Genomic DNA, 25,573 nt, shown 5'->3' with positions numbered 1-25,573 from the left:
TAAATAATGATGTGCTGTACATAGATGATTTAAGAGTATTTATAATTATAATCCTTATTATCAATATTCAATGGTTAAGCCGTTCCTCGTATTTTTACACATCTCACATATACTCAATATTATTGATACAACCTTAATAGATTGATGGTATTTTGATTCATTCTGCTATTTCTAATTATGGATATTTTTACCATTAGCTTATAAGTTAGTTATCATAAAATGATATTCTAATATGGGTTTATATATGGCGAAAAATAAATAATGCTATGATTTAATTATTTTTTTGATAACTGCCAAGTTTTCTATAACTAATAAAATTGAGCGGTACTTTGTTGGGAGAGATGTATGTCATTATCAATAGAACAGATTATTTCTCAAACCATTTTACAAGGTTTTGATGCTCAATATGGGCGATTTTTAGAAGTGACTCTTGGTGCTCAAGAACGTTTTGAACGCGCGGATTGGCATGCGGTTCAAGATGCCATGAAGCAAAGAATACAACTTTATGATCATCATGTGGGGTTAGTTGTTGCCCAATTGCAGTTTATGGGCTTAGCTCAATCAGTGACTGCTGATAATTTATCTGCGATCAAACGAGCTTATACTGAATTATTACCCGATTATCCACGTTTTGAGATTGCTGAAAGTTTTTTTAACTCTGTTTATTGTCGAATCTTTAAACATCGCGATCTGACGACGGATAATTTATTTATTTTTACTTCTCAGCCAGTTCGTCGATTTAGTGATATACCAAGGCCATTAGCGCGAGATTATTTTATCAATAATAATTTACCGAATGTATTGCAGAGTATTTTGGAAGCATTACCTCTACGTTTGCCGTGGTATTCTCTTGCTCAGGATGTGCAATTTATTGTAGATACATTATCCGAGCGATTTGCGAATATTCAGCAGCAAGAAATCAGCCTACAAATTATTAATGAGCTGTTTTATCGCAATAAAGCGGCTTGGTTAGTCGGAAAAATTGTTATTAATAATGAAGTTCATCCATTTTTATTGCCCATTCATAATAATGAACAAGGTCAAATTTATATTGATACATGTTTAACGGGGTTTGATGAGGCGAGTATTGTATTTGGTTTTGCTCGTTCATATTTTATGGTTTATGTACCATTTCCGGCAGCATTAGTCTTTTGGCTACGCGAAATTTTACCAAGTAAATCAATTGCTGAGTTATATATGTCAATTGGTTGCCAAAAACATGGAAAAACGGAGTATTACCGCGAGTACCTTGCTTTTATTAATTTCTCCTGTGAACAATTTTCAATAGCGCCAGGTGTGAAAGGTATGGTGATGTTAGTGTTTACATCGCCTTCTTTTGACCGAGTGTTCAAGCTCATTAAAGATAAGTTTGCACCTCAAAAAGAGGTCACTAAAGAGCGAGTCCAAGAGTGTTATCGCTTAGTAAAAGAGCATGATCGTGTTGGGAGAATGGCAGATACTCAAGAGTTTGAAAATTTCATTATAGATAAGCGTTATATCAGTGATGAATTAATGCAAGAGTTACGCTTAGAAGTCCCATCATTAATAGAAGATTTAGGTGATAAAATTCTTATTCGTCATTTATATATGGAAAGAAAAATGACACCACTTAATATTTATATGGATGATGCTGATGAAGAACAGTTATTTCATGTCATTAACGAATATGGCCAAGCAATTAAACAACTTGCGGCTGCCAATATATTTCCGGGTGATATGCTGTTTAAGAATTTTGGTGTAACGCGACATGGGCGAGTGGTTTTCTATGATTATGATAAAATTTGTTATATGACCGAAGTGAATTTTCGTCGTATTCCTGAACCTATGTATCCAGAGCAAGAACTCGCTAGCGAGCCGTGGTATAGCATAGGAGATCAAGATGTTTTCCCGGAAGAATTTATACAATTCTTATGTCAGGATTTAAAAGTTCGCAATTACCTACAAGAAAAACATGGAAATTTATTTACAGCACAATATTGGCAAAGCTTACAAGATAGAATTCGCAGTGGCTATATAGAAGATGTGTATGCTTATTCTGAAAATTTACGTTTTAGACATAATTTTGATGACGTATAAATTTGATATTTAAGCTATTATTAATATGTTTAAAACTCAAGTAGATAATGATGTTACCTGAGTTACTTCGTTTGTCTTAACAATTAATATAGGAAGCTCTACCTTATGCTAAGGCAGGCGATTGTTATTATTCTATTATTATCGACTTATAGTTCTTATTCTGAGACTGTGTTGGAATCCGGTTCTTTAACGATATTGAATGATATTCAGCAGAAAACAAAAGGATTAGCAGCGCAGCAACGCACTAAGGTGATTACAGAATATTTTTTAGGGACACCTTATAATAATAAAACGCTTAATATGGTGTCAGCAAATCAAGAAAATTTAGTTGTAAACCTAAAAGCGCTGGATTGTATGACGTTTATTGAATATACGGAAGCGCTCAAACGCTCAGATAATTACGAAGATTTTTTGCAAAATCTGAAACAAGTTCGTTATTCTGATGAGAATATATCGTATATCAATCGACATCATTTTTTTACTGATTGGTCTGCACGCCCTGATAATTTAATTTCAGATGTAACCCAAGAGATCAGCCACAATTCTGTCGAAATAAGTAAACACCTTAATTTAGGACAAAATGGAAAGCCACTGCTGGCTACTGTGCCGATTAAAAATCGTGTTATTCATTATATTCCCACGAGAAATATTGATAAAAACGTATTAAATCAGATTCAAACTGGGGATTATATTGGCATTTATTCCCCCAATTCTGGATTGGATGTTAGCCATGTTGGTATTGCTATCTGGCAAAATGGTCAAATCTATTTTAGAAATGCATCATCTTTAAAGCGTAATTTGAAAGTTGTTGATATTGAACTAAATAATTATTTAAAGGGGAAACCCGGTATTATTGTTTTAAGGTCAAGATAGTTTTCATCACGTTAACTTGCTGTGATTATTTTGGTCGTTCTTTGAGTTGTAGTATTTAAATTTATCAATGTTTTATTCTTTAATAATCATTAAAAGAATGAAAAAACAGAGATAAAATTGTTATAGATATAAAGTCAGACGTTTTTTTACAGAGTTAATTTTTACACTATGTTTTGATAGGTTATTAGCAAAACAAATAGGGTATTTATGTATGTTTCGGATTATCGGTATATTGGCTTTATTATTATTGTCAGGGTGTTCGACACTTTCTTCCCGTCCAGGATATTACGTTGACTCAAGTCAGCCATCTAAAAATACAAGTGAAAGAATTCAATATGTTATTTTGCACTATACTGTTGCGGATGATGATTATTCTCTTCATTTACTCACTCAAGGCCAAGTGAGTTCCCATTATTTGGTCACAAGCGAACCTGAGCAAAAAAGTGATCAACCTATTGTTTTACAGCTGGTTCCAGAAGAACTTAAAGCTTGGCATGCAGGTCACAGCCATTGGTTATATCACCGAAACTTAAATAATAGCTCGATCGGTATTGAGATAGTTAATCCGGGTTACCAACTTGACGAACAAGGTAATAAAACTTGGCCTGAATTTAATGAATCACAAATTGTAGCTTTGATACCGCTGATTAAGGATATTATGCAGCGTTATAATATTCCGGCTGAAAATATTATTGGTCATAGCGATATTGCGCCGTTACGTAAAGAAGATCCGGGCAAGGCATTTCCATGGGAAAGATTGTCTCAACATGGAATTGGTGCATGGCCTGATGCAGCGACAGTGACAAAGTATCTTTCTGGCCGAACTATTGATGAATCGAGTGATCTCTTAAAATTACAAAAAGCATTAAAGTTCTATGGTTATACGGAGATCCCACTTTCAGGGGAACTTGATGAAGAAACTCAAAAAACCATTAGTGCGTTCCAAATGCATTTTAGACCACGTAATATTGATGGCTTACCGGATGCGGAAACAGAAGCAATAGCATTCGCATTAATCGAGAAATATCGCAACATGTCGAGCTTTTTGAAATTGAATCAATCTCCAAAGCTATTGGCTCTATAATGTGATAGCAACATTCAATGGCAGTGGGGTGATCCACTGCCATAACTCTTTGAATTAACGGATCGCACCATATTCACGGCTGATCTCTTTTGCTGCTTTGATCACCATTGCGCCTAATTCAGTAATACGATCATCTGTTACACGAGAAAGTGGCCCTGAGATTGAAATTGCCGCGAATGCTTCTTTATGTTCATCATAAATACACGCACCAATACACCTTAAGCCTAAGGCATGCTCCTCATCATCATAAGAAAATCCTTGTTTTTTAGCTTGTTGTAAGTTCTCTTTTAAAGCGGATGGGTTGGTTAAAGTATGTGGCGTGTAAGCATGTAACCCTTTTTTGCTCAGCAGTGGGATAAGTTGTTCTTCTGGTAAATTGGCAATGAATGCTTTACCTGCACCAGATGCATGTAATGGGAGTTTGCCACCAATGGGAGCAGACATGCGCATTAATGCATTACATTGCACTTGATCGACGATCACAGCATCAAATTCTGCATAGTCGAGAATAGCGAGGTTGACGGTTTCCCCAGATTCTTCCATTAGACGACGTAAAATTGGGTGAACTAACGCCAGCAAGTTGCGGCTTTCTAAAAAGCTACTGCCAATAATAAATGCGTTTGAAGCAATTACCCATAAACCAAGATCACCTGTTTGGCGAACAAAACCATGTTGCTCTAATGTCATCAGTAAACGGTGAGTCGTTGAATTCGGCAAGCCCGCTTGTAGTGCCAGATCGGTTAATGTAATGCCTCCCGTTGATTCAGAAATATATTCCAAAAGTGTCAGTCCCCGACTTAATGACTGGACTTGTCCTGCCGCAGGAGTACCACTTGCAGGTCCCTTTGCCTTTTTTATTTTTTTACTCATTGATGCAGTCGCCATTAAATCTCTCCTGATGGAATCAACTTTTGTTTCTATTATGGATGATTTCCTCCCAAAATACTCATCTGATCAGCTAAAAACTCGATCTTTAACAACCTGAAAAACTCTCATCATTTGGCTGAATTTCCCATAATAAAATTGTGGTAGGATAAATGAATGTTAATTTCACTTATATCTTGCCCGTATCATAATTTGCCGCAAAGGGAAGAAAACTGTTCATATCATTGATATGTAGCTCAAGCAATGTTGAGTCGGTTGATGATGGTTATTTTTGGGAGGCGTTAAAGAGTGTCCAGTAAAATTAGTCAGTTAGAACATGAATTACAAAAACGGATCTTAGTATTAGACGGCGCTATGGGAACCATGATCCAAAAATATAAACTCACTGAGGAGCAATTCCGAGGAGAGCGTTTTATTGACTGGACGAGTGACGTAAAGGGCAATAATGATCTTCTGGTTCTGACTCAACCAGATATTATCCGTGAGATCCATAACCAATATTTTGACGCGGGTGCAGATATTGTTGAGACAAATACATTTAACTCAACCAGTATTGCAATGGCAGATTACAAAATGGAATCGTTATCTGCGGAAATTAATGAAGCTGCTGCGCGCATTGCTCGTGAATGTGCAGATGAATGGACACGAAAAACACCAGAGAAGCCGCGCTATGTTGCCGGTGTTTTAGGGCCAACCAACCGTACGGCGTCAATCTCTCCTGATGTAAATGATCCCGCTTTTCGTAATATCAGTTTTGATCAGTTAGTGGATGCTTATCGTGAATCAACGAGAGCGTTGATCAAAGGTGGTGTTGATCTCATCATGATCGAAACCATTTTTGATACATTGAATGCAAAAGCGGCCATTTTCGCTGTAGAAACAGAATTTGAAGCATTGGGGATCACGTTGCCAATTATGATTTCAGGCACGATCACGGATGCATCCGGCCGTACATTATCAGGGCAAACAACAGAAGCTTTTTATAATTCATTGCGTCATGCTCAACCTCTCTCTTTTGGTCTGAACTGCGCGCTTGGGCCTGATGAACTAAGGCAGTATGTTTCTGAATTATCAAGGATTGCTGAGTGCTATGTGAGTGCTCATCCAAACGCAGGTCTACCGAATGCTTTTGGTGAATATGATCTTGATGCACAAAATATGGCAGGGCAAATTCGTGAGTGGGCACAAGCTGGTTTCTTAAATATTGTTGGTGGTTGTTGTGGAACAACACCGTTACATATCAAAAAGATGGCTGAAGCTGTTAAGGGAATAGCCCCGCGTATTTTGCCGAAACAGCCTGTTGAGTGTCGGCTTTCAGGTTTAGAGCCACTAAATATTGGTAAAACATCTTTATTTGTTAACGTTGGTGAGCGGACGAATGTAACGGGTTCAGCAAAATTCAAACGTTTGATTAAAGAAGGCAATTACCAAGAAGCGTTAGATGTTGCTCGTCAACAAGTTGAAAATGGTGCGCAAATTATTGACATCAACATGGATGAAGGCATGTTGGATGCAGAAGCTGCGATGGTGCGTTTTCTAAATCTAATTGCAGGTGAGCCTGATATTGCCCGTGTGCCTATTATGATCGACTCTTCAAAATGGGCGGTTATTGAAAAAGGGCTTAAATGTATTCAAGGTAAAGGGATTGTGAATTCTATTTCGATGAAAGAGGGAGAGGCGGCTTTTATCGGACATGCAAAATTAGTACGTAAATATGGTGCAGCCATGGTGGTTATGGCTTTTGATGAAGCAGGCCAAGCTGATACGCGTGAACGAAAAATAGAAATTTGTCGACGTGCTTACCAAATATTAACGAAAACCGTCCATTTTCCACCAGAAGATATTATTTTTGACCCAAATATTTTTGCTGTTGCAACTGGAATTGAAGAACATAACAATTATGCTGTTGATTTTATTGAAGTCTGTAAAGACATCAAAGAACAACTTCCTCATGCAATGATTTCCGGTGGCGTATCTAATGTCTCGTTTTCATTTAGAGGGAATGATCCTGTCCGTGAGGCTATTCACGCCGTCTTTCTTTATTATGCGATCCGTAATGGTATGGATATGGGGATCGTTAATGCGGGCCAACTTGCCATCTATGATGATCTTCCGGCAGAACTTAAAGATGCTGTTGAAGATGTTATTTTAAATCGCCGAGAAGATAGCACTGAGCGTTTATTAGAATTAGCAGAAAAATACCGCGCAACCAGTAGTGGTGAGCAACAAGTTCAGCAAGCAGAGTGGCGCTCTTGGGAAGTTGAAAAACGCTTAGAATATGCCTTGGTGAAAGGGATTACTGAATTTATTACTGAAGATACTGAGGAAGCAAGGCAACGCGCAACTAGCCCCATTGAGGTGATTGAAGGGCCACTGATGAATGGCATGAATGTGGTTGGCGATCTCTTTGGGGAAGGGAAAATGTTTTTACCTCAAGTTGTAAAATCAGCACGAGTGATGAAACAAGCTGTTGCATATTTAGAACCTTATATTCAGGAGCTAAAACAGTCGGGCAGTAGTGCAGGTAAAATTTTATTAGCAACTGTGAAGGGTGATGTTCACGATATTGGTAAAAATATCGTAGGCGTTGTTTTGCAATGCAATAATTATGAAATTATTGATTTAGGCGTGATGGTGCCTTGTGAGACAATTTTAAAAACTGCAAGAGAACAACATGTTGATATTATTGGGTTATCTGGGCTAATTACACCGTCATTAGATGAAATGGTGCATGTTGCTAAAGAGATGGAGCGCCAAGGATTTACACTTCCTTTGATGATCGGTGGAGCAACAACGTCAAAAGCACATACAGCAGTGAAAATCGAACCAAATTATAGCCATTCAGTAACCTATGTTCAGAATGCTTCAAGAACGGTTGGTGTTGTCTCTGCCTTGTTATCAGCCACGCAAAAAGAGGCTTTTGTCGAGCGTACTCGCCGTGAATATGAGGTCGTGCGCGAACAACATGGCCGTAGAAGACCAAAAACGCCACCCGTTTCATTAGAAGCTGCTCGGTCAAATGCGGTAAAAATTGATTGGCAAAATTATCAGCCAGTAGTGCCTCGTTTTATTGGTGTGAAAGAAGTTAAAGCTTCAATTGATACGCTTCGTCATTATATAGATTGGACACCTTTCTTTATGACTTGGTCTTTGGCAGGAAAATACCCGCGTATTTTAGAAGATGAAATTATTGGGGAAGAAGCGCGTAAATTATTATGCGATGCCAATGAAATGCTGGATAAGCTAGCAAAAAATAAATCACTTACACCAAGAGGAGTATTTGGGTTATTTCCTACAAATCGTGTTGGTGATGATATTGAAATTTATGCTTCTTCAACAAGAGATACAGTCAAAACAGTGGCATTAAATCTGCGCCAGCAAACGGAGAAAAAAGAGTTTCCAAACTATTGTTTGTCTGATTTTGTGGCACCTAAAGAGAGTGGCTTGCAAGATTATATCGGTGCATTCGCGGTGACTGGAGGATTAGAAGAGGATGCCTTAGCCGACGAATATGAACAAGCACATGATGATTATAATAAAATTATGTTAAAAGCTTTAGCAGACCGATTAGCAGAAGCTTTTGCCGAATATTTGCATCAGCAAGTGAGAAAAGAGTATTGGGGTTATAGCGCCGATGAAGATTTGTCAAATGATGAGCTAATTCGTGAAAATTATCAGGGTATTCGTCCAGCACCTGGTTACCCAGCCTGTCCAGATCACACTGAAAAAGCGAAGATTTGGCAGCTATTAGATGTTGAAAACCAAATAGGCATGCAGCTTACAAGTTCTTACGCTATGTGGCCAGGTGCTTCGGTATCCGGTTGGTATTTTAGTCACCCTGATAGTAAATATTTTGCAGTAGCTCAGTTGCAGCGGGATCAAGTAGAAGATTATGCATTGCGTAAGGGTATGTCTGTCAATGAGTTAGAACGATGGTTAGCGCCTAATCTTGGGTATGATCCCGAAGACTAGGTATACCCGTATACACGTCATACTTCGCGCTGTCGCTGTGTTGGCTGCTTTCAGCTACCCGAGTCACATACTTTTGTATGCTCCTCGGGATAGCTTCATTTGCCGCCGTGCGACAACCCGAATTATTTAGTGTATACAATGGGTTGTATGCCTTGTTTGTTTTGATATACCAGTCATATTTCGCACTGTCGCTGTGTTGGCTGCTTTCAGCTACCCGAGTCACATACTTTTGTATGCTCCTCGGGATAGCTTCATTTGCCGCCGTGCGACAACCCGAATTATTTAGTGTATACAATGGGTTATGTATCTTAATTATTTCAATGGTAGATAATTAAAGAGAGTTATTGTTTGTGCTAGTTGCTTTTAATTATCTGAGCTAAACACTTTTATATGTGCCTATTCACGGTGATTCAGTTAGATGGGGCAAAGTGGTGCAGTATTCATCACACGATATTATTATTTAATCAATAGGCTTGTTTTTTTGACCTCTTTTTAGGTGTAGTTTTCTGTATAACTTGAATTATTTGTATTATGTCTCCATCTTAAAGGTATAACACTTAAAGAGGCTGAGCTAATGAGCTACGAATTTATTGTTGCAGGTGATTTATCGTCAACAGCAGTTTATCCCTATAAAATTCAAAATAATGCTGCGCCTGAAACTTTTTTTATGAATGAAGATCAGGTTAGTGCCATGATGAGCATTTTGCAAATTATGGATAGATTAGACACGGATGACTTACTAGATGATCACTGTTTTAACCTTATTTGGTTAAAAAGTGAGTTAACACCAGCTCGTGCTGAAGAAATTTATCTCTACCTAGAAGAAGCTCAGCTTGTCGAACCAACGCCTTCGCAGGAAGAAATTGAGGCGTTTCATCAGGCGCTACGTGATGAAGAAAAACTGTTATCTCAAGAAAGTACCAAAGAAGGCATGATCCCAGTTCATAAGTTTGCCACAAATGATGGCTGGCTTATTACTGTTCAAGAAAGTGCTTGGATAGCTGAAGTATTCACACCTGAATTAGTGAATGATAATCAATTCGTCATTGCCGAAATAGCGGGTTTGTGTAAAGTGAGCAACGAAACGTTGGAAAATCTTTTGATTGAATGGGGAAAATTCAATTTATTTGCCAGCCAACATGGTGGCTACCGTGTAAATTAATACCAATAAAATATAAATCAGGTGATTAATCAAACAATTATCTGATTTATCACTATTTTTACAAATAAAGAGTAGAATTTCTTATGCTTTTTATCGCGGAGTGTTATCGTATGCCTATTATGCTGTTAATGGACTTATTCGATGAACTTTCGCCTCCTCATTCTGCTATTTTGTTTCTGTGAAGCTTCTTATGCATTAGCTCAACCAATTGAAGCGCCCTCTGAGATTAATAAAGAAAAGCCGCAATCATCTGCCCCTGCAACTTTACAAAATAACCTCCCTGTAGAATTTCAAAATAGATTAAAACTTGCGCAAGCTGGTGATGTTGCAGCCATGATTGATATTGGTCTTGCTTATGCAGAAGGAACAGATTTCTTATCTGTCGATGATAAACAAGCTTATACATGGTTTAAAAAAGCATCTGATTTGAATAATACAGATGGGGATTATTATCTCGGTGTTCTCGCGCAACATCAGGATAACTATGAAGAAGCTGCTCGTTGGTATCGAAAAGGCGCTGAAAGTGGCGACGCGTATTGCCAATATGCTTTAGGGTATCTGTATGAAAATGGGTTAGGCGTAGAACAAAATTATAAACAAGCGAAAGCATGGTACGTCGAATCTGCGGAACAAGGGCAAGCTTCTGGACAATTTGCTTTAGGGATGTTTTATCACGATGGTATTGGTGGTGATGTTGATTACCAAAAAGCGCGAATGTGGTATGAAAAGAGCGCGGAATTGGGTGTTGCAGCATCCTTAAATAACTTGGCTGTCATGTATGAAAAGGGACAAGGGGTCCGAGAAGATGGGCAAAAAGCCGCTGATTTATATCATCAAGCAGCCAATATGGGGTCTTCGACAGCGCAAGCTAACATGGGGAAATTTTACCATAATGGTACAGAATTTCTTGAACAAAATGATTATCAATCTATCTATTGGTATAAACGAGCTGCATTGCAAGAAAATGAAGAAGCGCAGTATGCATTAGCGCAAGGGTATGAAACTGGTAAAGGTATCGGGCAAGACGTCAATATGGCTTTTGAATGGTACCAAAAGGCGGGAAGTAATGGCTCTGCGGCTGCTGGAATGAAAGTGGCTGAGTATTATGAGAAAGGGATTGGTGATATACCGCCAAATCAGCAAAAGGCGATTGATTGGTATTTGAGTATGGCGGAAGCAAACGTCAGGGAAGCACAGGTTAGGCTTGCTCAGCTCTATATCGCTGGGAAGTTAGATAATATTGATAACAACACATTGATTAATTGGTTAACAACAGCTGAAAAAGATAATGTTCAATCTAAAAGCCAGCTTGGGATGTTTTATTTGTTAGGTAAAGGCGTTAAGAAGGATGAACAAAAAGCTCGTCAGTTATTTTTGCAATCGGCTTTTCAAAATGAGAGTGATGCACAAAATAATCTCGCTGTAATGTATGCACGAGGCATGGGTGGGGATAAAAGTATCTTCAGAGCGGTTATGTGGCTGGAGCGATCTGATAAGCTAGGCAATAAAATTGCAGCGAATAATTTAAAGTTATTACAAGAAAATAAAAATACGTCTCCAGAGATGCTGCAATTTACACAGAATGTTCAAACAACGAAAGAACCCGTAAAAACCTCAAAAAATTAGTTATATCGGTGAATATAATATATGCAACTATCCCCAATGATTGGGGATAGTGTAAGAACGCGACTTATTGTTTATTCAAACAAATTTGAATGTAGAGTGCGAACAATATCTTCAGCATCATTACCGGGTACTAGCAGGCAGATATTATGGCTGCTCGCCCCATAGCTAATCATTCGTATATTGAATGATTCCAAGACGCCAAATATTTGTCGGCCTAATCCATTTACCTGTGATAACTCATTTCCGATGATAGCCACCAATGCGAGGTTTTCTTCCACTTCTACACGACAAAGTGCAGATAGCTCAGTCATTAGTGCATTCGTTAATAAGCTGCCATTTGTTCCGGTTGAGCCAGTGGTATCAAGTGTTAATGCGACACTAACTTCAGAGGTTGTGATTAAATCCACTGAAATATTATGGCGAAGCAAAATAGTGAATATCTCCGCTAAAAAGCCACGTGCATGTAGCATTTTTAGGCTATGCAGAGTTAACAGTGTTTGTTTACGGCGTAGTGCCAGCGCTCTAAATTGGGGGGGATTTGTTGTTTTATCACAGACCAATGTTCCACCCGCTGAAGGTTCTTTGCTTGAGCCTACAAATACGGGAATTCCAGCTCTTACTGCTGGTAATAAGGTGGCTGGATGCAAAATTTTCGCGCCAAATGTCGCCATTTCAGCTGCTTCATCAAAGGCAATTTCATCAATACGTTGAGCAGCAGGCACCACGCGAGGATCTGTGGTATAAATACCCGGGACATCAGTCCAAATATCAACACGAGATAAATCAAGGACTTCAGCTAGCAACGCCGCAGTGTAATCACTGCCACCACGCCCTAAAGTTGTTGTACGGCCTTTGCTATCTTGGCCAATAAAACCTTGTGTAACAATTAGGGTATCTTGCAAGCGTGCTTGTAAAAGTTGTTGCGCACTCTCTTTTAGTTGTAATAAATCAGGTTCTGCACGACCAAATGTTGAGTTAGTTTTCATGACCTTGCGGACATCAAACCATTGCGAGTTTGTTCCACGCTGGCGGAGTATTTCAACAAATAAGAGTGTAGACATCAATTCACCATGGCTAACCATTTCATCTGTTAATGCATCAGAGGTCGCCAGTGACGCTGAATCAGCTAAATGTGCGATATTTTCTAATAAGCGATTAATTTCTTCGCGGATCACGTCCGCATGCTGTAACTTATCAATAATCGCATATTGAATATCTTGAACTTTTTGCAGTAACTCATTGCGCTTCTCTGCATCACAGCCTTCGGCCAGTTCAATCAGTAAATTGGTAATACCTGCGGAAGCAGAGAGAACTACCATACGGACATTGTTATTCAAAAGGACGATATCGGCACTTTTATTCATTGCTTCAAAGTTAGCAACACTGGTGCCACCGAATTTTGCAATAACGAACGAGTTATTTTCTGACGAAGAGGCTACGGCATTCATGGTATCAATCCCTTTTGATTATTTAAATTTTATCTATACTGAATCATTTTATTTATAGAAATATCCGGTTAAATGAGTGTCGTCAATGAAGAATCTATATAAATCAGTAATTCTAATGATGGCGGATTTATTATCGCTTTTCCCGATAGCTTGATTTAGCTCTGGAAAAATGTGAGAGAATTGACCAATATGATAGGTATCATTCGGACGCAAGAAACGGATAAGTAGAATTGTTTTACAGGTTATAACTCATTTTTATTTCAAATATTTTGGAGAGTGTTATCCATGAAAAATATTAACCCAAGCCAAACAGCAGCATGGCGGGCGTTGGAACAGCATTTTGCGCAAATGAAAGATGTCCATATGCGTGATTTATTTAAGCAAGATAAAGACCGTTTTAGCAAATTTTCTACGACATTCGACGATCAAATCCTAGTTGATTATTCAAAAAACAGTATCACCGAAGAGACCTTAAACAAACTTCTCGACTTGGCAAAAGAGACAGAGCTGAAAACAGCGATTGAAAGTATGTTTAGCGGTGAAAAAATAAACAAAACAGAAGATCGTGCAGTTTTGCATATTGCATTGCGTAATCGTGATAACACGCCAATTTATGTTGATGGCAAAGATGTCATGCCAGATGTTAATGCTGTTTTAGATAAAATGCATAAATTTAGTGATCGTATTATCAACGGCGAATGGAAGGGTTATACAGGTAAATCAATTACTGATGTCGTGAATATCGGTATTGGTGGTTCTGATTTAGGTCCATTCATGGTGACAGAGGCATTGCGTCCTTATAAAAATCACTTAAATATGCATTTTGTTTCTAATGTGGATGGCACTCAACTTGTCGAAACATTAAAAGATTTAAACCCAGAAACGACACTATTTTTAATTGCATCTAAAACATTCACAACGCAAGAAACGATGACGAATGCGCACTCTGCGCGTGATTGGTTATTAGCTTCTGCAAAAGATGAAAAGCATGTTGCGAAACATTTTGTTGCTTTATCTACTAATGCGGAACAAGTTGAGAAGTTTGGTATTGATACCGACAATATGTTTGAATTTTGGGACTGGGTCGGTGGCCGTTATTCTTTATGGTCTGCCATTGGTTTATCTATCGTTTTATCTATTGGTTATGAAAACTTTGTTCATCTTCTTGAAGGTGCTCATGCGATGGATAAATACTTTGCGCAAACGGCTTTTGAAGACAATATTCCTGTCTTACTCGCCTTAATCGGCATTTGGTATAACAATTTCTTTGAATCAGAAACAGAAGCAATCTTACCTTATGACCAATATATGCACCGTTTTGCTGCTTATTTCCAACAAGGCAATATGGAGTCAAATGGTAAATATATTGGTCGCGATGGCCAAAAAGTTTCTTATCAAACGGGCCCAATCATTTGGGGCGAGCCGGGAACTAACGGGCAACATGCATTTTATCAATTAATTCATCAGGGAACTAAAATGGTTCCTTGTGATTTCATTGCACCAGCAGTGACCCATAACCCACTTGGCGACCATCACGGAAAACTACTTTCTAACTTCTTTGCGCAAACTGAAGCTCTGGCATTTGGTAAAACACGTGAAGTTGTCGATGCAGAATTTGCCGCTCAAGGTAAGAACCCAGCGGACATGGAATATGTTGCGCCTTATAAAGTATTTGAAGGCAACCGCCCAACAAACTCCATTCTATTAAAAGAGATCACACCATATTCATTGGGTGCATTGATTGCGATGTATGAGCATAAAATCTTCACTCAAGGTGCTATCTTAAACATCTTCTCATTTGATCAATGGGGCGTTGAGTTAGGAAAACAATTGGCAAGTCGCATTCTGCCAGAATTAGAAAATAATGATCCTATCAGCAGTCATGATAGTTCAACCAATGGATTGATTAATACTTATAAATCATGGCGTTGATTTTTAGTGAGTAAGGCACAGTGAGTGGAATTTTAATTTCCTTTACTGCGTTAGATATTAGCCTGCTGGTGGCGTTTTTTTATCATGCAGGCTAATAATTTTTACTATTTAGTGTGGATTTCAAGCAATTTTAACAAATTTGTTAGTTAACTTTAACCTGACAATAAAACAACGTGATATCCTTCATAATATAAACCTAATGATATAAGCCACACCTTTAGTGCTGGAATGATAAGTGATGGATGATACGCTTTTTACCTCTCACCCGATAACATGGTTATCAGAGACTGATAATGTTATTCCTGAAAATATGTTAAGTTGGTTACAAGAACTCGGGTCAATGACAAAGCGCTTAGAACAATATTGCCAGTCTTTGACTGTCACCCCTTATGTGCAAAAATATGTTTCCAGAAACATGCTGAGTGATGATGAAGCTCAATGTTTACCTGAAAGCTCAAGTTATTGGCTAAGAGAAGTGATTATCTATGGGGATAATATCCCTTGGTTGCTAGGGCGAACGCTAATTCCGCAAGAAACATTGAGTGGCGATGACCAAAGAATTGTCGATATTGGTACGCTGCCTTTAGGCCGTTATCTATTTAGTCATGATAATCTGACTCGTGATTATATTCATATTGGGCAACAGGAGCAGCGATGGCTGCGTCGTTCGCGATTAAGGCTATCGAATAATCCTTTATTATTAACTGAATTGTTTTTACCTGAATCACCTGCATATAAAAGATAAAAAATAAAAGGAGCATGACAAGTGAAGGGAAGTATGGCGCGAAGTAAATGGCATGCTTACAGTCGTTTGATGCGAATTGATAGACCTATTGGGTCGCTACTCTTATTGTGGCCAACTTATTGGGCGTTGTGGATTGCCAGTCAAGGTGTACCAAGTTGGCATCTTTTAATTGTATTTACTGCGGGTGTTTTTTTAATGAGAGCCGCAGGATGTGTCATTAATGATTTTGCAGATCGCCATTTTGACGGCCATGTCGAGCGGACAAAACACCGACCACTGCCCAGTGGAAATGTGACAGAAAAAGAAGCAAAAATACTATTTTTAAGCCTAGTACTTCTCTCTTTTCTGTTAGTTTTAACCCTTAATACAATGACAATTTGGTTGTCTATTGCTGGGCTTGCCTTAGCGTGGATTTATCCTTTTGTTAAAAGGGTGAGCCATTTACCTCAAGTTGTCTTAGGGGCTGCTTTTGGGTGGTCAATCCCAATGGGATTCTCTGCTGTGAGTGAATCGTTACCTTTTGTATGTTGGTTATTATTTTTGGTCAATATTTTATGGTCTGTGATTTATGACACCCAATATGCAATGGTTGATCGCAATGATGATTTAAAAATTGGCGTCAAATCGACAGCTATTTTATTTGGTGAATATGACAAACTGATTATTGGTATTTTACAAATCGTGATGATTGGATTGCTGATTTGGATCGGGGCATTAGCTGGTTTGGATATTATTTATTATATCGCTTTAATCTTATCTGCGATGCTGTTTATTTACCAACAAAAGCTGATGGTAAATAGAGAAAGAGCCTTATGTTTCAAAGCATTTATGAATAATAATTATATCGGCCTTGTTTTATTTATCGGCATTATTTTGAGCTATTTTTAATGGCTTGATAGCTTGGTAAAATATTTTTCAAGGCAAGATAAAAAAGGGTAATGCTTAAATTGGCATTACCCTTTTTGTTATGATAGAGCATGAAAGATATTATTACTTATCTGATTTCTCGTTATTTGACTCAGCAGTTAATATTTTGTCTGAGCTTTCATCAGGTAGGCTAACACTTTCTATTGTTAAGCGAATTTCTGGTGACATTAAACGAGAAATGACGCTGTACAATTTTTTCGCATTAGCAGTAAAAATATGGTTTTCATCATTATCAATGTAACCTTCTTCTCTGAGTGTTTCGACCAAGATAGAAAACACGGCTTTATCAAAAAACTCAGGTGCATTAATACCGTGGAGCACTGACAGCCTTTGCGCTAGCATGCGGCTCTCTTTTTCTAGCGTATTACGGCTAATTTCCGGTATTGTATTTAGCAAAGATAAAGTAATTGCATAGCGTTGTAAGGTTTCTCGTACGCCCGCCGCCAGAAGCTGTAATGGCCGAATACGAGGTGAATTAATTGCCACTATCTCGCCATCTTTTAAACACACTAATTTTTGATGATTTAGCTCATCAATTAGTGTATCTACCATTTCAGTTAATGATTCACTGTCAAAGCGCATAAACAGCTCAGCTTTAAGGAATGGATAGATTTGTGCAACTTGTTCATGGATCTGTTGACGACTAATCGACTCATGATGAAGCACGATCGAGGCAATTAACGACGGTAGGACTAATAAGTGATGAATGTTATTTCGATAATAAGTCATTAAAACTGCATTTTCACGCGGGAGAATAATAATATCTCCCATGCTGTCTTTTTCTACTTCGAATTTATCCATCTGTAATGCATGCTCTAACAACTGCTCTGCTGTTTTGTCAGGCGTTGTTGCATCTTCCGTATAAGGAACATTACGTAGCAGTTGTAAATAACACTCCACCTGTTCAATAAGTTGCTCACGTGTTAAGGCACGTTGGCGTGATGCTAAGAGTGCTGTTGAACATAAATTAATTGCGTTTGCAGCAGCAGCATTATTAATGTTCACCATAATGTTATCCGCTAGACTGCTCACGGTTGGGTTCAGCCAGCTAGGGCGCTGTGGCTCTATTGGATCAATTGATTCACGCCATTGAGGAACATGCTTATTTAAATACTGAGGTAAAGAAATAGGCTGACCAAAGTTAACATAACCTTGACCTAAGTTGCGTAACTTACGCAAACCGCGGATCATGGAGAAAAAGCCTTCTTTTTCTTTTTCTGCTCCACGCAACTCTTTGGCGTAAGTACCCACTTCCATAACATGTTCATAGCCGATATAGATTGGTACAATTGTAATTGGGCGGGAGTCACCTCGTAGCATTGCTTGCAATGTCATTGATAATGTCCCTGTTTTCGGATCAAGCAAGCGGCCTGTACGAGAACGTCCACCCTCAACAAAGTACTCAATAGAATAACCACGAGCAAACAATTCGCTCAGATATTCACGAAAAACGGTCGAATAGAGCTTATTGCCTTTAAAGGTTCGACGAATAAAAAATGCACCAAGTCGGCGGAAAATCGGGCCAGCAGGCCAGAAATTTAGATTTATCCCTGCTGCAATGTGAGGGGGAACTAGGCCTTGGTGATAGAGCACATAAGAAAGTAACAGGTAATCCATATGGCTACGATGTGATGGAACATAAACAATTTCATGGCCATCTTGCGCTAATTGACGCACTCTTTCTGCGTGTTGGACGTTGATCCCTTGATAAAGTCTGTTCCATGTCCAGCTAAGAACACGGTCAGTCAAGCGCACAGCTTCATAGGAGAAATTGGCTGCAATTTCTTCCATCATATTGACGGCATTTTGTTGCGCTTTTTTTAATGGGATCTTTTTGCTACGAGATTCATCTTCAACCGCTTTTTCTATCGCTTTTGATGTCAATAATTTATTGAACAATTCTTGGCGTACGGGTAGTTTAGGGCCAACAGCAGCAAGGCGCTGGCGTGAATAGTGAATACGCGCAACTCGGGCAAGTTTATTGGCAATAATAGTGTCTGTGCCGTGTTCTTGTGCCATCACTCCCATTGAAACTATGGGGGAAAAGCGAACAAAACTATCTCTTCCTAGCCAAAGAAGTGCAAAGAATTTTTGGATACCATTAAGTAGCCTTAATGGTGGTGCAGGTGTATGTCCTTCACGACCTGGTGAGCGACCAAACATAACAGAGGCCGGTAACATTTGAATATCTAGATTAGGATTACTGCGGTGTAAATCTAGATAAGCATGGAATGTTTTTACGGATTCTTTGCGTGGATCTGGTGAGTAGTAACGAAAAACACGTGGGCCATCATCAATAAAAACATAAGCAGGTAACTGGGTTCCATTGATGTCATTATTGACTAAAGGATCAGGAAGCCCGATAGCTAAACATTGCTGACGAAGTGTTAAAAGGTCAGATTTAGAATGGTAGGGTAACACATAAAGTGTTGGTCTACTGGTATCTAGCCCTAGTTCTGAAATAGGATCTGTTGGAATAAGTTTACTTTTTACCAATAATTTTAGTGGTAAATTCAACATGTTGTAATATATTTTACGCCAAAGTGACATAAATGATTATAGCCTCTTGTTAATAATGCTCCGTAAGCATACCAGAAATCAACTGGCAAATCTGTTACTGACAATTCACTTTGACCGTAAAATATGATGATTGTTTGTATTTTTTAAGGAATAAATATGGCAAACCAAACTAAGGGATTTACACGCGTTATAAAAGCGGCAGGGTATTCTCTTAAAGGATTAAAGGCGGCTTGGGTTCATGAGGCAGCTTTTAGGCAGGAATCTGTTGCAGCTATTATTGCAGTAATTATCGCATTTTATTTGGATGTTAGTTATATAGATAGGTTATTACTTATTAGCTCAGTTGTGCTTGTTGCTATTGTTGAACTTATTAATAGTGCAATCGAGTCTGTAGTAGACCGCATTGGCAGTGAATATCATGAATTATCTGGCCGTGCGAAAGATATTGGCTCCGCAGCAGTATTTCTGACGATAGGTTTAGCAATATTTATTTGGGTTATCGTTTTATGGCAGCGTTATTGTATAAATTAGAGTTTGAGTTAACGGATCAGCAAGTTCAGTGATTTAGAGGTTTCAAATCTTCATTTACCTGTATATACTCACAGTCTGACTGTATAAACAAACAGGGGAACGAAATGAAAGCACTGACAGCTAGACAACAGCAGGTTTATGATTTGGTGCGTGATCACATTTCTCAAACTGGTATGCCACCAACACGAGCTGAAATCGCAGCAAGCCTTGGTTTTCGTTCGCCTAATGCGGCAGAAGAACACCTGAAAGCGTTAGCTCGAAAAGGGGTTATTGAGATTGTTTCTGGTGCTTCGCGCGGTATTCGCTTATTACTTGAAGAAGAAAGTGAAACTCAGGGATTGCCTTTGATTGGCCGTGTTGCTGCGGGTGAACCATTATTGGCGCAAGAACATATTGAAAGCCATTATCAGGTTGATCCTCAATTATTTAAACCTCATGCGGATTTTTTATTGCGTGTTAATGGTATGTCTATGAAAGATATTGGGATTATGGATGGCGACCTTTTAGCTGTGCATAAAACACAAGACGTTCATAATGGACAAGTTGTTGTTGCTCGTATTGAAGATGAAGTCACCGTTAAACGCTTCAAGCAACAAGGTAATCGGGTTGAATTAATTGCTGAAAATCCAGAATTTGCACCCATTATTATTGATTTACGTCAGCAGAATTTTACTATTGAAGGGTTAGCCGTTGGCGTTATTCGTAACGGTGAATGGTCTTAATCTTAATATCGTAGTTTGACGAATATAATAGCTTGATAAATATTGTAGTTTGATAACAGTATTGCTGGCAGACCTTACCTAATGTTGTAGTGAAGTACATAGTGTTGGGAGTCTGCCTGTGATGTTGTTGTTATACATTAGCTTTTTCTCCCATCGAGTAATTTGTTTTTCCATTAAATTGATTGCTTTTGCTAACTCAGCTTATTTAGTTATTAACAAGTAAGCCATTAACAAACTATTTCTTCTTTATTGTAAGAGGTTGTTTATGATTATGACTGCAATGCTCATGATCTTGGCAACCCGCTATCTCACCGCAAGCTTGGCATAAACCATGATTCTCAACGACAGTATGGCGTAGCTGAAATAAATTTTCTTTGGCTAGTGCTAGAATCGCTTCTTCTATTGCACTGCAATCACTCTCTTCAACACTTCCGCAATGGTCACAGATTAACATAACAGAAATGTGGCTTGGATTATCAACATGATGACAAATTACATAGCTATTAGTTGATTCGATTTTATGAATAAAAGACTGCTCCATCAAAAACTCTAAAGCACGGTATACAGTTGGTGGTTTAGCTTGAGGTTCAACTTCACGGAGTAAATCAAGTAAATCGTAAGCACTGATAGCACCGTGTTGTTGTGCAATTAACCTTAATACTGTTTCCCTTTGCGATGTCAATCTAACTCCCCGAGATTCACAAATTCGTTCTGCCATTTTGAGCAGTTTCTCTTCATTCATTTTTTTCATAGTAATTGATCTCGATACAAAGCTGAGCGCTGTTAGCTGTTATGCATCTAAGTTTACCATAAATTTTTAAGGGATAGGGGCTGTGGAAGTTGATATATACATAGTAATTCATTTTGAATAATCCATGATGAGATGAAATAAAAAGATTATTAACAAAAAAGTATACACCAATTTTTAATTAGGATTTTTTTACAAAAAATTCTTACAGAATGAATAAAAAAATAAGTTATTTAATAATAAAAAAATATATACCCTAAGTTTTCAATTGAAATTGATTAAATACCGTGGGGGATATGTTAAATACTCCAGTAATAATTAACATTTAATAAACAAATTATCATATTAAGAGTATCATAAAATGTTTCAAATTGTCAATCATTTGATTAGGAATTATCTCAGCATATTATTTTTACTTAGATTTAAATCCAATAATCGGTTTTATTTACAGGTTTTTTATCTGTAAATTATGATCAATTTCTATTTTGATATCATTTATAGTTAAATTATAGATATTTTTAAAAAACAACAATTAAAAATATTTTGCAATAATCGCTCTTTAAGTGAAATATAAATTTACATTTTTATATAAATTTTTCTAAGTCTCATTATTAATATATGTAATTAACACTTAAAATTTATTATTAGTTGTCTTTTTTTAATTTATTAGATTTAAATTCTTTTCATATGATTAAAATACGTGTTTTTTGACAAAAAATATCGTTGAGGTAGAGTTGTTGGCAGAAAATATCTGCACAACCTCCTGAGTGACATTTTTGTTGTGTATCAATTTTCTTAGAAATTGAGCTACACCGAAAAAATCAATCAGAGCCATTACAAAGAATAGTTTAGTGGTGATGATGGTGATGTAGGTACCTAACTTATAGAGCCAGAATAGGTATTTATAGGTTCAGTAGCTTTATAAATGTAATAAATTGGATGGAAATAATTTATTTAAAAAGTTTCTGTAAACCAATTGAATTAATAAGCAAGGAGCCATTATTAATTCAAGTTTCGAAAATAAGCAGATAAATATTTATCTATTTATAGAGAAATAAGAAATAGGTTAAAGGAACTTCTTCCTACTATATCAAAGGTAATAGAGTCATGAAATTTAATAAATTAGCATTGAGTCTCGCATTAGGTTTAAGCATGGGTGTAACTATGTCTCCAGCATTTGCTGCTGATGATGGCACTACTCCAACTTCACCAGCTAAAACAGCTGAAAGCTCACAAGGTACTATTCATTTCCTTGGCTATATTAACGATGTACCTTGCTCTATCGATGATAATAACCTGAACCAAACAGTTAACTTCGGTGAAATCGCATTGAATGAACTGACTTCTGGTAAATATCGTTCAGATGAAGAAAAATTCGATATCGTTTTGAAAAATTGCTCAATTGAAACTTACAAAAATGCAAAAATCAGCTTCACTGGTTCAACAGTTTCTGGTTTCACAGGTTTCACAGGTTTCACAGGTGAGTTACTTGGTTTAGGCGGTAAAGTAGAAAACGCGGGTATCGTCATCACTGATGGTGCAAATACACCAATCGTATTTGGTAAAGCATTCCCAAGTGTTGGTGACGGCTATGTATTAAATGGCGGTGACGGCTCAAGAACAACTATGCACTTCGGCGCATATGTTAAAGGTAACGAAGCAGACGGTAAGAAAGCAACAACTGGTCGTTTCGATACAGTAGCTAACTTCAAAGTTATCTACCAATAAGAATTAATTTTCCCGATATGCAAAACATATGGCGTATATACGCCATATGTTTTCATAACCCATTTTATATTTTCCTTTACTGATGGCACTATTTAATGAAAAGCATAAAATTAAATCTGATCACTCAGTTGATGCTTTTAATGCTGATGCCTGTGGCTGCATTTTCAGAGGATGGAGTTGATTTTAATACCGATTTTTTAGACGGAAGTAGTACTGAAAATATTGACTTCAGTAAATTCTCTCATGCTGATTACCTCCCTCCTGATGAATATTCATTAATGCTAGAAGTGAATAAAGTTAAAATCACAGCTGAGCAACCTATTACATTTTTTAATCCTAAGTATGATGAAAAAATATCTTTAGCTTGTGTTACTCCAAAGCTATTTGAATATTTAGGAATGAGAAAAGAGTGGGATAGTAAAGTTAAATGGTTGCGAGATGGTCAATGTTTAGATATTCGCTCAATACCAAATATGCGCGTTAGAGGTGATTTAGCCAAAAATACATTACAAATTAATATTCCACAAGCTTATATGGAATATCAAGATCCTGACTGGGATCCGCCAGCACGTTGGGATGATGGTATTGTCGGTGGATTCATTGACTACAATACAACTGCACGCGTTGTTGACCAGAATAAAGGGGATGATTCAGGTACTAATGGTGGATTGACTGCAATTGGTACGATGGGATTTAACCTCGGGCCATGGCGCGCTAGAGCGGATTGGCAAGCCCAAAGAGGGCAATTAAATAAAGGTAGCGAAACGTGGGCATGGAACCAGATTTATGCTTATCGTGCAATACGTTCATTAAGCGCCCGCTTAACGTTTGGTGAACAATACCTTTCATCAACGATATTTGATAGCTTTCGTTTTCTTGGTGCCAGCTTGGAAACAAATGAATCTATGTTTCCACCCCTTTTACAAGGGTATGCACCTGAAATTGCAGGTGTAGCGAAAACAAACGCAACGATTATTGTTCGCCAAGATGGCCGGATTATCTATCAATCGGAAGTGAGCCCAGGCCCATTCCGTATTCAAGATGTAAACTCATTTGGTGGCGGTACAATGGATGTCACCATCCAAGAACAGGATGGTAGCTCGACAAATTATCAAGTTGAAACGTCACGATTAGGTACTTTAACAAGACCTGGGCAGCTCATTTACAAACTTGTGATGGGTAAACCAAGTAAAGATGAACATAAAACGCAAGGTCCAGTGTTTAGTCTAGGTACATTATCATGGGGTGCAACAAACAACAGCACTCTATATGGCGGTATTATCGGCTCAACTGAATATCAAAGTTTGGCTCTTGGTTTAGGTCGTGACCTTGCTCCATTTGGGGTGTTATCAGGTAACATTACGATATCTCGTGCTGAAATGGGGCATTTAGATGATAACCGTACTTTAACGGGTAACTCTTATAATCTGACATATTCTAAACAATTTGATGAAATAAATAGCCAGATTACATTTGCTGGTTATCGTTTCTCAGAAAAAAACTTTATGAGTATGAACCAATTTATTGACCGTCGATATAATGGTGGTGATGTAGATAGCGGTAAAGAATTATATACCGTTATATTTGGTACATCTTTCCCTGATTATAATGCCAATATGTATTTAAACTATTCTCATCAGACTTATTGGAATCGTTCTTCATCAAATCAATATAATATGACGATTTCGAATTATTTTGATGCTTTTGACCTTAAGAATATAAGTGTTAGCTTAACTGCATATAGAAATAAAACACAAGATTCTACAGATGATGGAATGTATTTAAATGTGAGTGTTCCATTAGAAAATAATGGTTCTAGCATTAGTTATTCCGGATCTTATGCAAATAGTAATTATAATAATAATATAAATTATTATAGCCGTATTGATAACCGCAGTAGTTATTTAGTCTCCGCAGGTAATTGGGACAGAAATAAATTAATTACATCAGGTTCATATACCTATGATGGTGATTCAACTCAAATGGTGGCAAGTGGTACTTATATAGAAAGTAATCAAACAACGTTATCTATGCAATTAAAAGGTGGATTAACAGTAACGCCTGAAGGTGGTGCATTCCACCGTAATAATTCTACGACTGGCGGTTCTCGTATTTTAGTTGATACAAATGGCGTTGCTGATATCCCTGTAGAAAACTCTATTACCCCAATAAGAACTAATAAACATGGTAAAGCAGTTGTCACTAGTGTAATGGATTATACGCGGAATAACTTAAAAATTGATTTAGCAAATTTGCCTGATAATGCAGAAGCATTACAGTCAACTCAATATGCAACTTTAACTGAAGGGGCTATTGGTTATCGGAAGTTTAAAATAATAGAAGGCGGTAAATTATTAGGCACTATTACATTAGCAGATAATAGTGTACCTCCAATCGGATCATCAGTATTAAGTAAAGACAAAAATGAAGTCGGTATAGTTTCTGATAAAGGTTTTGTTTATTTAGCTGGTGTGAACCCAAATGATGATTTAAAAGTTATTTGGGGTGATGGGGATTCGTGCCATATTAAATTACCAGCCAAAATAGATGATAGCTTGGTAGATACTATATTACTACCATGTAAATAATTATAA

Annotated in this window: 17 protein-coding genes; 13 read left to right on the top strand and 4 right to left on the bottom strand. The window is 37.6% G+C overall.

The annotated features are described in order from the left end of the window. Positions 1-345 precede the first annotated feature (345 nt). The 3 genes from aceK (at position 346) to OO7_RS15910 (ending at position 4,033) form a co-directional block, all read left to right on the top strand. Entirely contained in the window at positions 346-2,076 is a 1,731-nt protein-coding gene (gene aceK / locus OO7_RS15920; RefSeq protein WP_008916965.1) for a bifunctional isocitrate dehydrogenase kinase/phosphatase, read from the top strand. A 105-nt stretch (positions 2,077-2,181) separates the two neighbouring features. Next, the gene (locus OO7_RS15915) at positions 2,182-2,949 is read left to right on the top strand and encodes an N-acetylmuramoyl-L-alanine amidase-like domain-containing protein (protein WP_008916964.1); all 768 of its coding nucleotides are present in this window, start codon (positions 2,182-2,184) and stop codon (positions 2,947-2,949) included. Between the two features lie 211 nt (positions 2,950-3,160). Continuing rightward, positions 3,161-4,033, top strand: a complete 873-nt coding sequence (locus OO7_RS15910) for an N-acetylmuramoyl-L-alanine amidase (protein WP_008916963.1) — start codon at positions 3,161-3,163, stop codon at positions 4,031-4,033. Positions 4,034-4,087: 54 nt separating this feature from the next. Here OO7_RS15910 and iclR read toward each other — a convergent pair whose 3' ends face one another. Continuing rightward, complete coding sequence (iclR, locus tag OO7_RS15905; RefSeq protein WP_008916962.1) at positions 4,088-4,918, bottom strand: glyoxylate bypass operon transcriptional repressor IclR; 831 nt, start codon at positions 4,916-4,918, stop codon at positions 4,088-4,090. Between the two features lie 288 nt (positions 4,919-5,206). Between iclR and metH the strand changes: the two genes are divergently transcribed. From metH to OO7_RS15890, 3 genes are all read left to right on the top strand, one after another. Further along, positions 5,207-8,890 carry a methionine synthase gene (gene metH, locus OO7_RS15900; protein WP_008916961.1) on the top strand — a complete coding sequence of 1,228 codons (3,684 nt, stop codon included), beginning with the start codon at positions 5,207-5,209 and terminating at the stop codon, positions 8,888-8,890. A gap of 574 nt (positions 8,891-9,464) precedes the next feature. Then, positions 9,465-10,052, top strand: a complete 588-nt coding sequence (locus tag OO7_RS15895) for a hypothetical protein (protein WP_008916960.1) — start codon at positions 9,465-9,467, stop codon at positions 10,050-10,052. A gap of 141 nt (positions 10,053-10,193) precedes the next feature. Next, positions 10,194-11,678 carry a tetratricopeptide repeat protein gene (locus OO7_RS15890; RefSeq protein WP_008916959.1) on the top strand — a complete coding sequence of 495 codons (1,485 nt, stop codon included), beginning with the start codon at positions 10,194-10,196 and terminating at the stop codon, positions 11,676-11,678. 71 nt (positions 11,679-11,749) lie between these two features. Here the strand turns inward: OO7_RS15890 and lysC are convergent, their stop codons facing one another. Beyond that, positions 11,750-13,126 carry a lysine-sensitive aspartokinase 3 gene (gene lysC, locus OO7_RS15885; RefSeq protein WP_008916958.1) on the bottom strand — a complete coding sequence of 459 codons (1,377 nt, stop codon included), beginning with the start codon at positions 13,124-13,126 and terminating at the stop codon, positions 11,750-11,752. A 285-nt stretch (positions 13,127-13,411) separates the two neighbouring features. On the opposite strand from lysC, the gene pgi reads away from it, so the two are divergent. From pgi to ubiA, 3 genes are all read left to right on the top strand, one after another. Next, a complete protein-coding gene (pgi, locus tag OO7_RS15880; protein ID WP_008916957.1) occupies positions 13,412-15,058 on the top strand; it encodes a glucose-6-phosphate isomerase in 1,647 nt (548 codons plus the stop codon). 238 nt (positions 15,059-15,296) lie between these two features. Further along, positions 15,297-15,803, top strand: a complete 507-nt coding sequence (gene ubiC, locus OO7_RS15875) for a chorismate lyase (RefSeq protein WP_008916956.1) — start codon at positions 15,297-15,299, stop codon at positions 15,801-15,803. Between the two features lie 33 nt (positions 15,804-15,836). Next, complete coding sequence (gene ubiA / locus OO7_RS15870) at positions 15,837-16,691, top strand: 4-hydroxybenzoate octaprenyltransferase (RefSeq protein WP_043892746.1); 855 nt, start codon at positions 15,837-15,839, stop codon at positions 16,689-16,691. A gap of 102 nt (positions 16,692-16,793) precedes the next feature. Here the strand turns inward: ubiA and plsB are convergent, their stop codons facing one another. Beyond that, positions 16,794-19,280, bottom strand: a complete 2,487-nt coding sequence (gene plsB / locus OO7_RS15865; RefSeq protein ID WP_008916954.1) for a glycerol-3-phosphate 1-O-acyltransferase PlsB — start codon at positions 19,278-19,280, stop codon at positions 16,794-16,796. Between the two features lie 126 nt (positions 19,281-19,406). Here plsB and OO7_RS15860 point away from each other — a divergent pair, with 126 nt between their 5' ends. Together OO7_RS15860 and lexA are read left to right on the top strand one after the other, a co-directional pair. Beyond that, positions 19,407-19,781, top strand: coding sequence for a diacylglycerol kinase (locus OO7_RS15860; RefSeq protein ID WP_008916953.1), 375 nt, complete (start codon positions 19,407-19,409; stop codon positions 19,779-19,781). 104 nt (positions 19,782-19,885) lie between these two features. Further along, a complete protein-coding gene (lexA, locus tag OO7_RS15855; protein ID WP_008916952.1) occupies positions 19,886-20,503 on the top strand; it encodes a transcriptional repressor LexA in 618 nt (205 codons plus the stop codon). Between the two features lie 235 nt (positions 20,504-20,738). Here the strand turns inward: lexA and zur are convergent, their stop codons facing one another. Continuing rightward, positions 20,739-21,254 (bottom strand): zinc uptake transcriptional repressor Zur, encoded by a 516-nt coding sequence (gene zur / locus OO7_RS15850; RefSeq protein ID WP_008916951.1) that lies wholly within the window; start codon positions 21,252-21,254, stop codon positions 20,739-20,741. A 1,104-nt stretch (positions 21,255-22,358) separates the two neighbouring features. On the opposite strand from zur, the gene OO7_RS15845 reads away from it, so the two are divergent. Further along, positions 22,359-22,979, top strand: coding sequence for a fimbrial protein (locus tag OO7_RS15845; protein ID WP_008916950.1), 621 nt, complete (start codon positions 22,359-22,361; stop codon positions 22,977-22,979). A gap of 95 nt (positions 22,980-23,074) precedes the next feature. Further along, a complete protein-coding gene (locus OO7_RS15840; RefSeq protein WP_008916949.1) occupies positions 23,075-25,567 on the top strand; it encodes a fimbria/pilus outer membrane usher protein in 2,493 nt (830 codons plus the stop codon). Positions 25,568-25,573 lie beyond the last annotated feature (6 nt).

The sequence above is a fragment of the Providencia sneebia DSM 19967 genome (genome assembly GCF_000314895.2).
In the GTDB taxonomy this organism is placed as follows: domain Bacteria; phylum Pseudomonadota; class Gammaproteobacteria; order Enterobacterales; family Enterobacteriaceae; genus Providencia; species Providencia sneebia.
Note: the sequence above shows the minus strand (reverse complement) of the source record. Positions and strands in the feature narration are given on the sequence as shown.

Bases quoted from the DNA above. Each gene is read 5' to 3' on its own strand.
- lysC (WP_008916958.1), bottom strand. From the start codon at position 13,126: ATGAATGCCGTAGCCTCTTCGTCAGAAAATAACTCGTTCGTTATTGCA.
- lexA (WP_008916952.1), top strand. From the start codon at position 19,886: ATGAAAGCACTGACAGCTAGACAACAGCAGGTTTATGATTTGGTGCGT.
- aceK (WP_008916965.1), top strand. From the start codon at position 346: ATGTCATTATCAATAGAACAGATTATTTCTCAAACCATTTTACAAGGT.
- ubiC (WP_008916956.1), top strand. From the start codon at position 15,297: ATGGATGATACGCTTTTTACCTCTCACCCGATAACATGGTTATCAGAG.
- OO7_RS15915 (WP_008916964.1), top strand. From the start codon at position 2,182: ATGCTAAGGCAGGCGATTGTTATTATTCTATTATTATCGACTTATAGT.
- OO7_RS15910 (WP_008916963.1), top strand. From the start codon at position 3,161: ATGTTTCGGATTATCGGTATATTGGCTTTATTATTATTGTCAGGGTGT.
- iclR (WP_008916962.1), bottom strand. From the start codon at position 4,918: ATGGCGACTGCATCAATGAGTAAAAAAATAAAAAAGGCAAAGGGACCT.
- OO7_RS15860 (WP_008916953.1), top strand. From the start codon at position 19,407: ATGGCAAACCAAACTAAGGGATTTACACGCGTTATAAAAGCGGCAGGG.
- pgi (WP_008916957.1), top strand. From the start codon at position 13,412: ATGAAAAATATTAACCCAAGCCAAACAGCAGCATGGCGGGCGTTGGAA.
- zur (WP_008916951.1), bottom strand. From the start codon at position 21,254: ATGAAAAAAATGAATGAAGAGAAACTGCTCAAAATGGCAGAACGAATT.
- OO7_RS15890 (WP_008916959.1), top strand. From the start codon at position 10,194: ATGAACTTTCGCCTCCTCATTCTGCTATTTTGTTTCTGTGAAGCTTCT.
- OO7_RS15895 (WP_008916960.1), top strand. From the start codon at position 9,465: ATGAGCTACGAATTTATTGTTGCAGGTGATTTATCGTCAACAGCAGTT.
- OO7_RS15840 (WP_008916949.1), top strand. From the start codon at position 23,075: ATGAAAAGCATAAAATTAAATCTGATCACTCAGTTGATGCTTTTAATG.
- OO7_RS15845 (WP_008916950.1), top strand. From the start codon at position 22,359: ATGAAATTTAATAAATTAGCATTGAGTCTCGCATTAGGTTTAAGCATG.
- ubiA (WP_043892746.1), top strand. From the start codon at position 15,837: ATGGCGCGAAGTAAATGGCATGCTTACAGTCGTTTGATGCGAATTGAT.
- plsB (WP_008916954.1), bottom strand. From the start codon at position 19,280: ATGTCACTTTGGCGTAAAATATATTACAACATGTTGAATTTACCACTA.